The organism is Streptomyces gottesmaniae, from assembly GCF_031845845.1.
GTDB classification, from domain to species: Bacteria; Actinomycetota; Actinomycetes; order Streptomycetales; family Streptomycetaceae; genus Streptomyces; species Streptomyces akebiae.
The window spans coordinates 1-13,645 of sequence record NZ_JAVRFJ010000033.1; the positions used below are offsets into that span (position 1 = coordinate 1).

Annotated in this window: 12 protein-coding genes and 1 tRNA gene; 7 read left to right on the plus strand and 6 right to left on the minus strand. The window is 71.0% G+C overall.

The features are described from left to right. Nucleotides 1-234: 234 nt before the first annotated feature. On the minus strand, nucleotides 235-1,047 hold the full coding sequence (locus RM704_RS31080; protein WP_311591468.1) for a DUF6281 family protein: 813 nt from the start codon (nucleotides 1,045-1,047) through the stop codon (nucleotides 235-237). A 319-nt stretch (nucleotides 1,048-1,366) separates the two neighbouring features. Between RM704_RS31080 and RM704_RS31085 the strand changes: the two genes are divergently transcribed. The 6 genes from RM704_RS31085 to RM704_RS31110 all read left to right on the plus strand — a co-directional run bounded on the left by RM704_RS31085 (nucleotide 1,367) and on the right by RM704_RS31110 (nucleotide 8,989). Next, the gene (locus RM704_RS31085) at nucleotides 1,367-2,842 is read left to right on the plus strand and encodes an FG-GAP and VCBS repeat-containing protein (protein WP_033530325.1); all 1,476 of its coding nucleotides are present in this window, start codon (nucleotides 1,367-1,369) and stop codon (nucleotides 2,840-2,842) included. A 91-nt stretch (nucleotides 2,843-2,933) separates the two neighbouring features. Continuing rightward, nucleotides 2,934-4,328 carry an FG-GAP and VCBS repeat-containing protein gene (locus RM704_RS31090; protein WP_033530326.1) on the plus strand — a complete coding sequence of 465 codons (1,395 nt, stop codon included), beginning with the start codon at nucleotides 2,934-2,936 and terminating at the stop codon, nucleotides 4,326-4,328. Nucleotides 4,329-4,426: 98 nt separating this feature from the next. Beyond that, nucleotides 4,427-4,822, plus strand: a complete 396-nt coding sequence (locus tag RM704_RS31095; protein ID WP_033530327.1) for a nuclear transport factor 2 family protein — start codon at nucleotides 4,427-4,429, stop codon at nucleotides 4,820-4,822. Nucleotides 4,823-5,027: 205 nt separating this feature from the next. Beyond that, nucleotides 5,028-6,527 carry an FG-GAP-like repeat-containing protein gene (locus tag RM704_RS31100; RefSeq protein ID WP_033530328.1) on the plus strand — a complete coding sequence of 500 codons (1,500 nt, stop codon included), beginning with the start codon at nucleotides 5,028-5,030 and terminating at the stop codon, nucleotides 6,525-6,527. A gap of 81 nt (nucleotides 6,528-6,608) precedes the next feature. Continuing rightward, complete coding sequence (locus RM704_RS31105) at nucleotides 6,609-7,643, plus strand: Yip1 family protein (RefSeq protein ID WP_107072403.1); 1,035 nt, start codon at nucleotides 6,609-6,611, stop codon at nucleotides 7,641-7,643. A 248-nt stretch (nucleotides 7,644-7,891) separates the two neighbouring features. Next, on the plus strand, nucleotides 7,892-8,989 hold the full coding sequence (locus tag RM704_RS31110) for a hypothetical protein (protein ID WP_033530330.1): 1,098 nt from the start codon (nucleotides 7,892-7,894) through the stop codon (nucleotides 8,987-8,989). Between the two features lie 103 nt (nucleotides 8,990-9,092). Here the strand turns inward: RM704_RS31110 and RM704_RS31115 are convergent, their stop codons facing one another. Both RM704_RS31115 and dcd read right to left on the minus strand, forming a co-directional pair. Further along, nucleotides 9,093-9,611 (minus strand): phosphoribosyltransferase, encoded by a 519-nt coding sequence (locus RM704_RS31115; protein ID WP_033530331.1) that lies wholly within the window; start codon nucleotides 9,609-9,611, stop codon nucleotides 9,093-9,095. A gap of 2 nt (nucleotides 9,612-9,613) precedes the next feature. Continuing rightward, nucleotides 9,614-10,189: a dCTP deaminase gene (gene dcd, locus RM704_RS31120; protein ID WP_033530332.1), complete on the minus strand. Its 576-nt coding sequence runs from the start codon at nucleotides 10,187-10,189 to the stop codon at nucleotides 9,614-9,616. A 594-nt stretch (nucleotides 10,190-10,783) separates the two neighbouring features. On the opposite strand from dcd, the gene RM704_RS31125 reads away from it, so the two are divergent. Then, a tRNA-Gly gene (locus RM704_RS31125) sits at nucleotides 10,784-10,857 on the plus strand. A 90-nt stretch (nucleotides 10,858-10,947) separates the two neighbouring features. On the opposite strand, the gene RM704_RS31130 is transcribed toward RM704_RS31125, so the two are convergent. Genes RM704_RS31130 through RM704_RS31140 form a run of 3 tightly spaced genes read right to left on the minus strand, consistent with a single transcriptional unit; the run spans nucleotide 10,948 to nucleotide 13,624 of the window. Continuing rightward, nucleotides 10,948-12,114: a tyrosine-type recombinase/integrase gene (locus RM704_RS31130; RefSeq protein ID WP_078937337.1), complete on the minus strand. Its 1,167-nt coding sequence runs from the start codon at nucleotides 12,112-12,114 to the stop codon at nucleotides 10,948-10,950. After that, on the minus strand, nucleotides 12,114-12,326 hold the full coding sequence (locus RM704_RS31135; RefSeq protein ID WP_033530334.1) for an excisionase family DNA-binding protein: 213 nt from the start codon (nucleotides 12,324-12,326) through the stop codon (nucleotides 12,114-12,116). The genes RM704_RS31130 and RM704_RS31135 overlap by 1 nt, the downstream gene beginning before the upstream one ends. Then, the gene (locus RM704_RS31140) at nucleotides 12,323-13,624 is read right to left on the minus strand and encodes a replication initiator (protein WP_033530335.1); all 1,302 of its coding nucleotides are present in this window, start codon (nucleotides 13,622-13,624) and stop codon (nucleotides 12,323-12,325) included. The genes RM704_RS31135 and RM704_RS31140 overlap by 4 nt, the downstream gene beginning before the upstream one ends. Between the last annotated feature and the right edge of the window lie 21 nt (nucleotides 13,625-13,645).

Sequence of the window (13,645 nt, forward strand, 5' to 3'; positions counted from 1 at the left end):
GACGTCGCCCAGCTGTTGCTGGAGTCCGTCAAGACCCCCATCCCGGACGACGACGAGCCCCCGGCGGGCACGGCGGAGACGGAGAGCGAGCCGGAGCCGCAGCCGGTGAAGTAACCACCCGGCACGGCACCCGATACAGAGCCGGCACGACGATGCCCCCGGTCCCTCCCGGACCGGGGGCATCGTCACGTCAACGCCCGCTCACCGCCCGCTCACCGCCCGCTCACCGTCCACTCACCGCCCGCTCGCCTCGCGCTCTTCGGCCGCGAGCAGCTTCTCGATCTCCGGCGGCAGGTCGTCGGTCACGCGCACCATGAAGAACGGCTCCTCGTCCTCCGCGAGGCGGACCGCCACCGCGTCGGCCGGGTCCAGCCCCTTGATCGCGTACGCCTCGAACACGGCCGGCTCGGCCGCGGCGTCGACCTCGCCGGGTGTGTCCCCGCAGGGCACCCCACGGGCCTGCCCCGCCCGGGCGCCCAGCTCGAACTCCACGTCGCCGCGGTCGGTGTAGTGCTCGTCCTCGTACTCCACGACGATCGCGCACTTCCCCACACCCGCCCCCGCGCCGCTGTCACCGCTGCCGGAGGTGTCACCGCTGTCACCACTGTCACCACCGCCGGCGGTGTCACCGCCGGCGGCATCGCTCCCCCCGAACACCCGCTCGACCGCCGCCTTCGTCCCCTCGTCCTCGATCGTGTTGACCAGGACGCGCACCCCGCCCCCCGGCGCCTCGCGGATCGCGATCGCGTCCTCGGTGTCGACGCCCTCGACGGCGTACGCCGTGTAGGAGGCCAGGTCCTCGACCGGTACCTGGTCCTCTTCGCCACCGCCCTGGTCGTGGCAGACAAGATCCCGTGCGGTGCCCACCTCGGCGCCGAGCTCGTAGTCGATCCCGCCCACGTCGAAGTACTCACGGGCGCCGAACTCCACGGCGAACACGCACGAGGGGGAACTCGTACCGCCCGTCTCCAGTGCCGCGCAGCCGACGGCCAGGGGGACCGCCGCCAGGACGGCCAGGGCGATCCGTACACGGGCACCGCTCAGCATGATGTCTCCCACCTGTTCGACGGACCGTCCGTCTCGCCTCACACCGCAGACGCACGTCCACCGCGGAACGTTCGGTGGACCCGTCCGCCCGATGCCCCAGACCCCTCGACGGCACCCCCTCCTTCCCTCACTGCCCCTCCGCCCCACAAGTCCCAGAAAAATCTCGAACTGCCGTACAACCCTCCCGCCACCCCACCGGTCTCCTGTTCGCCAACTTTCCCGTGAACTCCCGGATAACCCAGGGCGAACGCGGACAGAAAGGGCACCCCATTGACTGCGGACGTCTGCCAGACGTCCGCATGCAGCAGGAGATTCCCGCATGCACAAGCATCTGCGACTCGCCCTCGCGACGGCCTCCGCGGCCGCGCTGACGGGCGGTCTGCTCACCTTCTCGGCCGTGACGGCGACGGCGGCCGACTCGGTCCACCAGCCCGTGGCCGACTTCAACGGCGACGGCTACGGCGACGTCGCGTACTCGGCCGGAAACGCCACCGTCGGCGGAGCGACGGGCGCCGGCCAGATCGTCGCCCTCTACGGCTCGGCGAGCGGCGTGACCTCGACGAAGCGCGCCACGATCAGCCAGAACACCACCGGCGTCCCCGGCAGCGCCGAGAAGAACGACGCCTTCGGCTGGGTCAGCGCGTACGGCGACTACAACGGCGACGGCTACGACGACCTCGCCGTGTCGGCGCTGGCCGAGGACGTCGACGGCGACACCGACGGCGGCACGGTCCTCATCGTCTGGGGCTCGGCGAACGGCCTGTCCGGCGCCACCACCGTCAAGGACCCGGCGGTCTCCTCGCACGACTACTGGGGCACCGCGCTGGCGTCCGGCGATTTCGACGGCGACGGCACGGAGGACCTCGCGGTCGGCTCCTCGTCGAACCGGGTGTACGTCTTCAAGGGCGGCATCAGCAAGTCCGGCACGTACGGCGGCCGCTACAGCTTCACCACCGACATCCTCTCCGGCCAGGGCACCGGCACGCTGGTGATGAGCGCGGGCGACGTCAACGGCGACAAGCGCACCGACCTCGTCGTCAACGGCTACGAGACCGACGGCGACTACCACTACAACACCAACTGGTACGTGCCCGGCAGCGCCTCCGGCCTGAGCGCCTCGGGCGCGCAGGAGCTGAAGCGCGGCATCATCACCGGCATCGGCGACATCAACGGCGACGGCTACGGCGACATCGTCACCGGCCAGGACTGGGACCCGTCGAAGGACGGCAGCCAGCCCTCGGTGCCCGAGTCGTCCACCGGCGGCAAGGTCCACGTCGTCTACGGCACCGCCGGCGGCCCGGGCACCACGGTCGCGGTGACGCAGAACAGCGGCAACGTGCCCGGTTCCTCCGAGCGCGGCGACTGGTTCGGCAGCGAGCTGTCCCTCGGCGACGTCAACGGCGACGGGAAGACCGACCTGGTGGTCGGCGCCCCCGGCGAGAACCTCGGCGGTGTCGTCAACGCGGGCGCCCTGACCATCCTGTACGGCACGGAATCCGGTCTGAACACGACCTCCGGCTACCAGTACTTCGCCCAGTCCACCGTGGGCGTGCCCGGTTCGGACGAGACGGACGACCGTCTCGGCAGCGACGTGAAGCTCACCGACCTCACCAACGACGGCAAGGCGGACCTGACGGTCGGCGCGTACGGCGAGAACGACTTCAACGGTTCCCTGCTCTACCTGCCCTCCGACGGTACGAAGATCACCACGACGGGCTCGCGCTCCATCGCCCCGTCCGCGGTCGGCGTCTCCACCTCCGGCCAGCCGGTCTTCGGCGCGAACGCGGCCAACTGACCCGGGCGACCGCCACCCGCACCACCAGAGTCGGGCCCGCATCCACCCCGGATGCGGGCCCTCCCTCCTCCCACCCCTTGGAGCCAGCCCCGTGCGCAGCCGCACCGCCCTCCTGACGACCACCCTCACGACGGCCCTCACCGCCGCCCTCCTGACGACCCTCCCGGCGGCCCCCGCGGCCGCCGCCCCCGCCAAGTACGCGGACGACTTCAACGGCGACGGCCACCGCGACTACGCGGCCTTCTCGTACGGCACCGAGACCCGCTACAGCGACGGCGGCGGCGTCCTGGTCACCTTCGGCACGGCGGACGGCGGCCCCGGCACGAAGACCCAGTTCGTCGACCAGGCCAGTGCGGGCGTCCCCGGCGCCGACGAGTCGGACGACTTCTTCGGCGAGATCCGTACCGCCGCCGACTTCGACAAGGACGGGTACGGCGACCTCGCGGTCTCCGCCAACGGCGAGGACGTCGGCAGCGCCAGGGACAACGGCACGGTGACGGTCCTCTGGGGAAGCGCGAAGGGCCTCTCCGGCGGCACCACCGTCCCGTTCAAGGGCCCGAAGGGCTCCTCCGGCGAGGCCGTCGACCTCGCCACCGGCGACTTCGACGGCAACGGCCACCCGGACCTGGCCCTCGTCCGCGCCGGGAAGGCGTACGTCTACCGGGGCGCGATCACCAAGTCGGGCGTGAAGGGGGCGGTGACGGTCCTGGACAAGAGCGACTCGCCCTTCTACGCCACCGCCCTGATCTCCGGCAAGGTGAACAAGGACGGCAAGACCGACCTCGTCGTCATCGGCGACGTCGTCACCGACACCATCCTCGCCTCCGACGCCTGGTTCGTCTCCGGGGGCAAGACCAAGCTGTACCCCGGCAAGACCCTGCGCATCGAGTCCGTGAAGGCGAACGGCGGCCAGGCCGAGCGCGGCGGCGACGGCGTCATCGCCGACTTCGACAAGGACGGCGACGGCGACATCGCCATCGGCACACCGGTGTACGACAGGACCAAGGGCCGCGTGACGCTCTGGTACGGCACCTCCACCGGCCCGTCGAAGTCGGCCCGCTTCACCCAGGCGACGACCGGCATCACGGGCACCCCGGAGTCGTACGACGCCTTCGGCGACGCGATCACCTCCGGCGACGTGAACGGCGACGGCTACCGCGACCTGGCGATCGCCGCCCCCGGCGAGACCATCGGCAGCCGCGAGCAGGCGGGCGGCGTCCACGTCCTCTACGGCGGCTCGTCGGGCCTGACCGGCAAGAACTCCCAGTGGTTCGCCCGCGACACGGCGGGCGTGCCCGGCGACCTCTCCGCGGGCGAGTACTTCGGCCACACCATCCGCCTCCGCGACACGAACCGGGACGGCGAGGCCGACCTGCACGTGATCGGGGAGACCGGCTCGCTCGTCCTGCGCGGCTCCGCGAAGGGCGTGACGACGGCCGGGGCGACGGCGGTGGAGGGCGACACGATCCGCGGCATGCTCCAGTGACACCGTGACCGCCCCCGGGTGATGCGCGGGCCCAGGCTTGCGAAGATAATTCCCTTATAGGGACAAACTCCACGAGCAGCGGAAAGCCGGCGATCACCATGGCCGAACACCCGAACGCAGCGCTCGTCCGCAAGGGCTACGACGCCTTCACCCGGGGCGACATGGACACCCTCCGCTCCCTGATGGCCTCGGACTGCACGCACCACGTCCCCGGCAGCCACCTGCTGTCGGGCGACCACAAGGGGCAGGACTCGATCATCGGCCTGTACCAGCGCCTCTTCGAGGAGACCGGCGGGACGTTCGACGTCACCCTCAGCCATGTGTGCGTGGACGGCCGGGGTCACGCCGTCTCCGTGCACCGCTACACCGCCGAGCGGGGCGGCAAGCGGATCGAGCAGAACGGCTGCCTCGTCTTCCGGATCGTGGGCGACAAGTTCACGGACATCGACGAATGCCAGGAGGACATGGACAAGGAGGCGGAGTTCTGGTCCTAGCCCCTCCCGGCTCCGGGCCTCCGCGCCTCCGGGTCTCCGGGCCTCCGGGCCTCCGGGCCTCCGCGCCTCCGCGCCTCCGGGTCTCCGGGCCTCCGGGCCTCCGGGCCTCCGGGCCTCCGGCACTACAACCACGCACGGCCTCCAGGTGTCACACAGGTGAACCAGCCACGCCCCCGACATCCGGCCACCCCACCTGGAGCCCCCCGTGCACAGACGGACGTACGCCCTGGCCGCCGCCACCGTGGCGACCGCCACCGCCACCACGGCGGCCCTCGCCCTCACCCTCGCGCCGGCCGCGACCGCCGCCCCGCGCACCGCGCCCACCGCCCCCACCGCCGTGACCAGCGACTTCAACGCCGACGGCTACGCGGACCTCGCCGTCGGCGTCCCCGACGCGACCGTGAACGGCGCGGCCAAGGCCGGCTATGTGCACCTCGTCTGGGGCGGCGCGAAGGGCCTCGGACGGCACGGCGGCATCCGGGTCAGCCAGTCCACCGCCGAGGTCCCCGGCAGCCCCGAGGCGGGCGACCGCTTCGGCGCGGCCGTGCTGCTGGCGGACCTGAGCGGTGACGGCCTCGCCGAACTGATCGTCGGCGCGCCCGGCGAGGACGTCACCGGTCGGGGCGCGGACGCGGGCACGGTCACCGTCGTCGGCGGCGCGCGGACCGGCACGGGCCCGGGGTCCACCGCCCTCACCGGCCCGTCGGGGAACTCGGCGTACGGCTGGTCGGTCGCGGCGGCGGACCTGACCGGCGACGGCGGCCGGGACCTGGTGGTCGGCGGCCGGGACAGGGTCGCCATGCGTGCCGCCGTCGACAACGGCGAGGACCTGGTCGTCACCACCGTCCTCGCCACCCCGATGGGCGGCCGTGCCCCGGTCCTCGCCACCGGCGACTTCACCGCCGACGGCACGGACGACCTCGCCCTCGCCTACCACACGATCAACGCCCCCTACACCCAGTCGCATGTGCGGCTGTGGTCGTGGGACGAGGCCGAGCGCCGCATGGCCAACACCTGGAACTCCGACAACGGCGCCGCCTCCGCGCTCGCCGTCGGCGACTTCGACGGCGACGGCCTCGACGACCTGGCCCTCGGCGAGTGCCGTGAGATAGCCGACGAGAACATCGACGACCCGTGCGGCCCGGAGTCGTACGCCAAGGGCGGCGGCATCCACATCGAGTACGGCGACAAGAACGGCTCCTTCGGCCTGCGCTCCCAGACCCTCAACCAGGACACCGTCGGCGTGTACGGCGTCGCCGAGGACGGTGACCGCTTCGGCGCCTCCCTCGCCGTGCTGGACTGGAACGACGACGGCCGCGACGACCTGGTCGCGGGCGCCCCCGGCGAGGCCATCGGCAGCCGCGCGGCGGCCGGCGCGGCCACCCTGCTGCTGAGCCACGCCGGCGGCGTCGTCGACGAGTTCGGCGAGGCGTCCTCCGTGCCGTACCACCAGGACCGCTCCGGTGTCCCCGGCGCGGCGGAGACGAACGACGCCTTCGGCGCGGCCGTCGCCACCGGCGACTACGACAAGGACGGCACCCCGGACACGGCCGTCGGCGCCCCGGGCGAGAACGCGAGGTCCGGCGGCGTCTGGGTCCTCCCGAAGACCTCGGTCACCGGTTCCTACGCCCTCACCCCGAAGAACCTGGGCCTGCCGTCGCCGTCGTCGGCCCTGTCGTACGGCAGGTACACGAGCAGCCATTGAGCACCCGCCGACACGGCCGCCGACCTGCGCGGGGGCCGTGTCGGGCCGACCCCTCACGCATCCCTGACGATCCCTTAGGGGATGTCACAGCTCGGCCGCAAAGCCGGGCCGGTTGGCCCCGGCCCGGCACGCGGCCGTCCGGGACCAGGTACGTTCGATGACGTGGCTGGATTCAGGATCGGACGCGGCCGGGACAACGGCGCTCCTCAAGCGCGACCGCACAACCCTCCGTACGGACAGCAGGCCCCGCAGGCCGGCGGCCCGTCGTACGGCTACCCCCAGACGCCCCCAGGACCGCCGTACGGCGGCGGGCGCGGCGGTCAGGGCGGCTGGCCCCAGACGCACGGCGGCGGACACCCCGGTGGTTACGGCACCCATGGCAACCACGGGGGCCGCGGCGGGCACGGCGGACACGGCGAGCCGGAGTACTTCGGGGACGACGGCGGGCACCCCCAGGGCGTGGACCCGTACGCCGCAAACAACCCGGGGCACACACAGATGTTCGCCGTCGGCGAGGACCCGTACCAACAGGGCGACACCTACCGCGCGGGCAACGCCCCGGCGGCGCCGCTCGGCCCGCGGCTGCCCTGGAAGGCGCTCCTCAAGGGCATCGTCACCAGCCCCAACCGGACCTTCCTGGTGATGCGCGACTACGCGGTGTGGGGCCCCGCCCTCATCGTGACGTTCCTGTACGGCCTGCTGGCCGTCTTCGGCTTCGACAGCGCCCGCGAGGAAGCGATCAAGGCGACGCTCTCGGCCGCCGTGCCGATCGTGCTCGTCACCGGCGTGACGATGGTGGTGAGCATCTTCGTCCTGGGCGTGGTGACCCACACCCTGGCCCGCCAGCTCGGCGGCGACGGCGCCTGGCAGCCCACGGTCGGCCTCTCCATGCTGATCATGACTCTCACGGACGCGCCGCGCCTGGTCGTCGCGATGTTCGCGGGCGGCGACGCCTCGTTCGTCCAGATCCTCGGCTGGATCACCTGGGTCGCCGCGGGCGCCCTCCTGACCATCATGGTCGCCAAGTCCCACGACCTCCCGTGGCCGAAGGCGCTGGGTGCCTCGGCGATCCAACTGGTGGCGATCCTGTCCTTGATCAAGCTGGGCACGTTCTAGGCACGTTCCAGGCGCGTTCCAGGCGCGTGGTGGGCGCTTTCCAGGCCCGAGCAACACGATGAGCGAGGGGCTCCCGGCCGACAGGCCGGGAGCCCCTCCTCCCTTTCCGGCGTCCGGCGTCCGACGTCCGGCCGTCGCGGGCCGGTCGCCGACGGCGGCTGGAGTGGGCCGAGTTGAGCTGTGTGATGATGCTGAAAAATGACCGGTCCTGGGGTGGGGCCGGGCGAACGAGAAGGGCGGGGCCCGGGGTGGGCAAGGGTGGGGAGTCCATATCGGACGAGGAGTGGGAGCGCTTCCTCCGCGAAGCCGAGGCGGGGAGCAAGGACGCGCCCGAGGAACCGTCGGCGCGGGCCCGCATGGTGGCGGGGCGGCTGCGGGAGGAGACCGCCAGGCCGGAGCCGTGGCGGAGCCACTCACCGGCCCGACCGCGAAAAGGCAAGGGCTGGTACGTGCTCGGTCTGATCGTCGCGGCCGCCTTGCTGGTCGTGGCGCTGGACCCGGGGCGGGTGGCCGGATGGTTCGCGGGCGAAGGCGGCGAGAGCACGCCGCTCGCCGTGGAGTCGGAACGTCCGGATCAACCGCCGCCGACCGAAGCGGCAGCCCGACAGCCCACCCTGGACGAGCCGTTCAGGGGGTCGCCGGCGGCCCGGTGGGGTGACGGGAAGGCCGCGATCGGCCTGCCCGAGGCACGGGCGACCGGCTGGATGAGCAAGGCGCAGGTCACGCGGGCGCTCAAGGAGAGCCGGGACTTCCTCGCCGCGTCCAGTCTGGATCCCGGTGTGCTGCGCGGTGAACGCCCGAAGCAGGCCATCGCGTTGATCAACCCCCACCAGCAGGACGTCCAGGACTTCCTGGCGACCGCGTTCCGCGCGCCCAGCCGCGAGAACGACCCCCTGCTGCTGTTCAGCCGGTTCGAGGACTCGGAGGTCCGGCTGGTCGGGGATGTGGTCAAGGCACGAGGACGGATCACGTACCGCGAGGGCAAGCGCGGCGCGGTCGAGGTGACCACCGATGTCACGTACGTCTATCCGGTCGTCCGCGCCGAGGCGGGAAGCGACGAGGTCGTCCGCACCATCGTGCGCCGCGAGGTCGTGATGAGCTGGGACGACCCGGCGAAGATCATCACCGAGCCGGGTACGTTCTCCCTGGTCTCCTACAAGGTCGACACCACCAACGGCGGCTGCGACACCTTCACCGGCTACTTCACCCCCGCGTTCGGCGCGGAGCGCGCGACCTCACCCTCGGGAGAGGGCCCGGCGGTCGACCCGTACGACCGCAGCACCTCCATGGACGAGCGCATGCGGGAGTCCGCCGAGACGGAATGCGGAACCGCCACACGGTCGTGAGTCCCACGACGACCGACCGGGGTGACCGGTAGGTCATCAGCCGCGGTGGGTCAGGAGCCCCTCGACGCCGACCGTCGAGGGGCTGTCGTGCCGCAGGGTCGGCTCAGAGCGCTTCCCTGTTCGCCTTGGCCGCCTCGCCCGACTTGTGTACTGGAGGCAGGACACTCCACGGAAAATTGATCCACTCGTCAGTCCGCTTCCACACGTACTCGCACTTCACGAGGGAGTGGGACTTCTCATAGATCACGGCGGACCGGACCTCGGCGACGGCGTCGAGGCAGAAGTCGTGGACGAGCTTGAGCGTCTTGCCCGTGTCGGCGACGTCGTCCGTGATCAGGACCTTCTTGTCGGAGAAGTCGATCGCGTTCGGGACGGGGGCGAGCATGACGGGCATGTCGAGGGTCGTGCCGACGCCGGTGTAGAACTCGACGTTCACCAGGTGGATGTTCTTGCAGTCGAGGGCGTACGCGAGCCCGCCGGCGACGAAGACCCCGCCGCGGGCGATGCTGAGCACGATGTCGGGCTCGTACCCGTCGTCGGCGATGGTCTGCGCCAGTTCGCGTACGGCGGTGCCGAAGGCCTCGTAGGTGAGGTTCTCCCGGACCGGGGGCACGCTCGCCATGCTCACACCTGCGTCCGGTGGAAGTTGAGGAAGGACCGGGAGGCCGTCGGCCCGCGCTGCCCCTGGTAGCGGGAGCCGTAGCGCTCACTGCCGTACGGGAACTCGGCCGGCGAGCTGAGCCGGAACATGCACAGCTGCCCGATCTTCATGCCCGGCCAGAGCTTGATGGGGAGCGTGGCGAGGTTCGACAGTTCGAGGGTCACGTGCCCCGAGAAGCCGGGGTCGATGAACCCGGCGGTGGAGTGGGTGACGAGCCCGAGCCGGCCCAGGGAGCTCTTCCCCTCCAGCCGCGAGGCGAGGTCGTCGGGGAGCGAGATGACCTCGTAGGTGCTGGCGAGCACGAACTCGCCGGGGTGGAGGATGAACGGCTCGTCCCCCTCGGGTTCGACGAGCCGTGTGAGGTCCGACTGTTCGACGGAGGGATCGATATGCGGGTACCGGTGGTTCTCGAACACCCGGAAGAAGCGGTCGAGACGCACGTCGATGCTCGACGGCTGCACCATGGTTTCGTCGTACGGATCGATCCGCACCCGACCGGCGTCGATCTCGGCCCGGATGTCCTTGTCTGAGAGAAGCACGCCCCGAGGATACGCAAGACGCGCGGACCGCCCACCATCAGGACGGACTCCGCGCGCCTCGACACTGCGCCGCTACGGCTCACATACGGCCGCGGCCACGGCTACGGCCGTGACAGGGCCGCAGCCGTGGCCGCGACTGTGACTACCGCCTCTCCAACGCCACCGGCACGACACTGCGCAGCCGCGCACAGCGTGGGCAGCGCATGAGCCGACCGGGGCCGAGGCGCTCGGCCTGCTGCATCGGGAACGAAGCGGTGCTGAACACGTGCCCATCGGCACAACGGACGACGGTGCGCTCCATCAAGTCCAAGAGTCCCTTCCCCAAGAGCCGCGTCTGGCTGTCGACCTACGTCGACCTGACGACGAAGCGCCACATTACGGGATGAACGGGACGCCCCTCCAGGCGGCACTCCGATCCGTTCCGAGCCCCACCCAGACCCTCTTCCGCGCCTCCACGGTACGCCCCAACTCCCGCGCCCCGCAGCCCCATCCCCGCCCCGGAAACACCACCGGGCCCCACGGCTTCAGCGCGCGGGGCCCGACATGAGGTAAAGTAACCAAGCGTTCCGACACCGGCACCAACCGGCGTCTTACGCGGGTGTAGTTTAATGGTAGAACATCAGCTTCCCAAGCTGAGAGCGCGAGTTCGATTCTCGTCACCCGCTCCATGCGAAACCCCCAGGTCAGAGACCCGGGGGTTCTTTGTTGTCTAGACCGGTGCGCGGGTGGCGCACCACAACCGCACCATAAGGACTCGGCTAGGTACCGGTGGCCTCCTCCTTGTGGTGCGCGGAGTCGCCCGTGTGGTTCTTCGCACGCTCCGCGCGCACCATCTCGTCGAGACCGGCCGCCAAGTCGCGCTGCCGCTCGTCGTCGGAGTGCTGGTAGATCAGCGCGGCCTTCTCGGAGGACTGTCCCGCCCGAACCATGGTGTCTTTGAGCGTGGCGCCCGAGCGCGTGGACAGCGTGTGCCCGGTATGGCGAAGGTCGTAGAAGCGGAAGCCGTCCGGCAGCCCCGCAGCGGCACGGGCACGACGCCACTTCCGGCCGAAAGACGTGCGGCGGAAGGCAGCGCCCTTCTCTCCGACGAAGAGAAGTCCATCGGGCCCCTTCTCCGCGTACCAGGCGAGGTGACGTTTCACGTCCTTCTCCAGGAAGGCGGGAAGGACGACGAGGCGGGCGCCCGCGTCGGACTTGGTGGCACCGGGAGCGCGCTTGCCGTTGGTCCGCTCGGGTTCGGCGACACGGACACAGATCACGAGGTTGTCGAGGTCGACGTCTCGGCGCCGGAGGCCGGCCAGTTCTTCGGGCCGCATCGGCCCGTACGCCCCGAGGTAGACCATGAGGCGCCAGCGGATACCGATCGCTTCGGCGAGCGCGTCGACCTGGACGACGGTGGCGATCCGCCGCTCAGCAGCGGACTCCTTGCCCGCACCCTTGATCCGGCACGGGTTGCGACTGATGAGGTCGTCATCGACGGCCGTTTCCATGATGCCCTTGAGCAGCCGGTATGCCTTGGCGACGGTTGTCTTGGCGCTCGTTGCCCGCAGCCGCTCCGCCCGCCATTCACGGACGCGAGGTGCGGTGATCTCGTCCAGGTCGAGCGTGCCGAAGGTCGGGAGGATGTAGAGCCGAAGAAGGTGTTGGTACAGGTCCACCGTGCGAACGGCCAACTCCCGCTCCTCGACCCATTTCTCGGCGTACTCACGGAAGTTCACGGCGCCCGCATCGGGAGCACGCCAGTCGCCCCGACTGAGATCCGCCTCAACCTGGGACAGCCAGATCTCAGCGTCCTTCTTCGTCTCGAAGGTCTCGGGTGCACGCACACGCTCGTTATCGGGAGCAAGGTAGGACGCCGTCCACTTCCCGGACCGGTACTGCCGCACGGCTCCGAAGCGGCGACGTCTGCCCTTCTTGTTGGCCATCAGGCAGCCCTCCGAAGTCCGGTACGGCGGAGCCGGATCGGCTCGACGGTCCGAGAGTCCAGGTACTCGTGAAGGGCACTCTCGGGGATGCGGACATGACGGCCGACCTTCACGTAGCGAATGCGCCGCTCCTCGATGAGCCGCCGAGGGAAGCGGGCGGTCGTGCCCAGCAGCTCGGCGACCTGGTCGACGGACAGGTAGCGGTCGTTCATGTGGTCGGCTCTCCTTCCGTTCCGGGGGCGGGTTCGAGGGATGCGGCCAGCCAGGTCTCGCCCGCGCTGAGGCCCGTACCGGCGAAGACCCAGTGGGCGAGGACGAGTGTGGTTTCGCCGTCCTGAGGTGCGGGTGGGGCAGCTTGTGCGCGGCGCCAGTCGGCGCGGGCATCGCGGAGGGCGCCGAGGGTGGTGGAGTAGCGGCGGGACTTGGTGGAGAAGTGGCCGCGGAAGCCGAGCATGTGCGCCCAGGCGCGTAGGCGGAGGTCTGCCAGTTCGGGGCGAGCGCCGAGGGTCCAGGCGGTGCGGATCATGCGGCGGGCGTGGTCGGTGATCCGGGCCCCGGCCAGCTCGGCGAGGAAGCGGATCGGCCGGTCAAGGGTGCCGGTCGCGGTCTCAGCGCCCTTGGTGGCGTACTTGGCGATGTACGCCGCTACGGCCCGCTCGGTCAGCTCCTGGCCGCCGTCGAAGTCGGCGGAGCGGATCGGGCGGACGTCGAGTTGACGGCCGAAGGTGAAGGTGTGGGCCCGTCCGTCGACAGTCGGACCGCCGACGCGGGCGGCGGTGGCAGCGGCGTGGATGGCGTCGCTCAGCAGCTCGGCCGTGGCCCAGGTCGGGGGCGAGGTGTCGCCGCCCTCGGGGCCGTCGAGGCGGATGACCGCGTGGAAGTGGACGGCTCCGCGCTTCTGGTACTCGGCGACTTTGGCGAAGGAGATGCGGGCGTGGTCGCGGAAGGCGCGTTGGGTGAGGCCGGCCAGCTTGGCGACCTCGCGGCGGAGGTAGATGGAGAAGCGGCGCCACAGGGCCCCGGCGTGGGCGTTCCAGAGCACGGCCGCTTCGTAGTCGTACGTGTCCGGGTCGAGGGGCGTACCGAGGACCGGGGCTGTGTCGTCGTGGCGGTCACCGCAGCGGCAGGGCCGTCCGCTGGAGGGGCGGTTGTGGACCGGTCCGAAGCTCGGCGCGGTGAAGGTGGCGAAGACCCGCGGGTGCGTGCCGACCTGCTCAGGGGTGCCCTTGCCGCCGCGCAGTCCGGCGGTGATCAGGTGGAAGGTGTCGCGGCGGTAGACCTCCGCGCAGGCCGCGCAACGGGTGGCACGGCGGTTGTTGCAGCGGACGAGGAGGTTTCCGGCGGGGAGGGCGGTCGAGTCGAGGTGGTGCAGGACGCGCCCGACCTCACCGGTCGTCGTGTCGACGGCGTACTCGGTGCGGTGGCCGTCGAGGCGTACGGGGTGGGTGCAGCCGCCCAGGCCGGAGAGTTGGCGGGCCAGTTCGGGCAGGGTGCCGAGTGAGGCGAGCATGGAGAGTTCCGCCAGCGGGGG

Excerpts from the sequence above, each read along its gene's own strand:
- RM704_RS31080 (WP_311591468.1), bottom strand. The coding sequence starts at position 1,047 with ATGCTGAGCGGTGCCCGTGTACGGATCGCCCTGGCCGTCCTGGCGGCG.
- RM704_RS31085 (WP_033530325.1), top strand. The coding sequence starts at position 1,367 with ATGCACAAGCATCTGCGACTCGCCCTCGCGACGGCCTCCGCGGCCGCG.
- RM704_RS31095 (WP_033530327.1), top strand. The coding sequence starts at position 4,427 with ATGGCCGAACACCCGAACGCAGCGCTCGTCCGCAAGGGCTACGACGCC.
- RM704_RS31105 (WP_107072403.1), top strand. The coding sequence starts at position 6,609 with ATGTCACAGCTCGGCCGCAAAGCCGGGCCGGTTGGCCCCGGCCCGGCA.
- RM704_RS31115 (WP_033530331.1), bottom strand. The coding sequence starts at position 9,611 with ATGGCGAGCGTGCCCCCGGTCCGGGAGAACCTCACCTACGAGGCCTTC.
- RM704_RS31130 (WP_078937337.1), bottom strand. The coding sequence starts at position 12,114 with ATGGCCAACAAGAAGGGCAGACGTCGCCGCTTCGGAGCCGTGCGGCAG.
- RM704_RS31135 (WP_033530334.1), bottom strand. The coding sequence starts at position 12,326 with ATGAACGACCGCTACCTGTCCGTCGACCAGGTCGCCGAGCTGCTGGGC.
- RM704_RS31140 (WP_033530335.1), bottom strand. The coding sequence starts at position 13,624 with ATGCTCGCCTCACTCGGCACCCTGCCCGAACTGGCCCGCCAACTCTCC.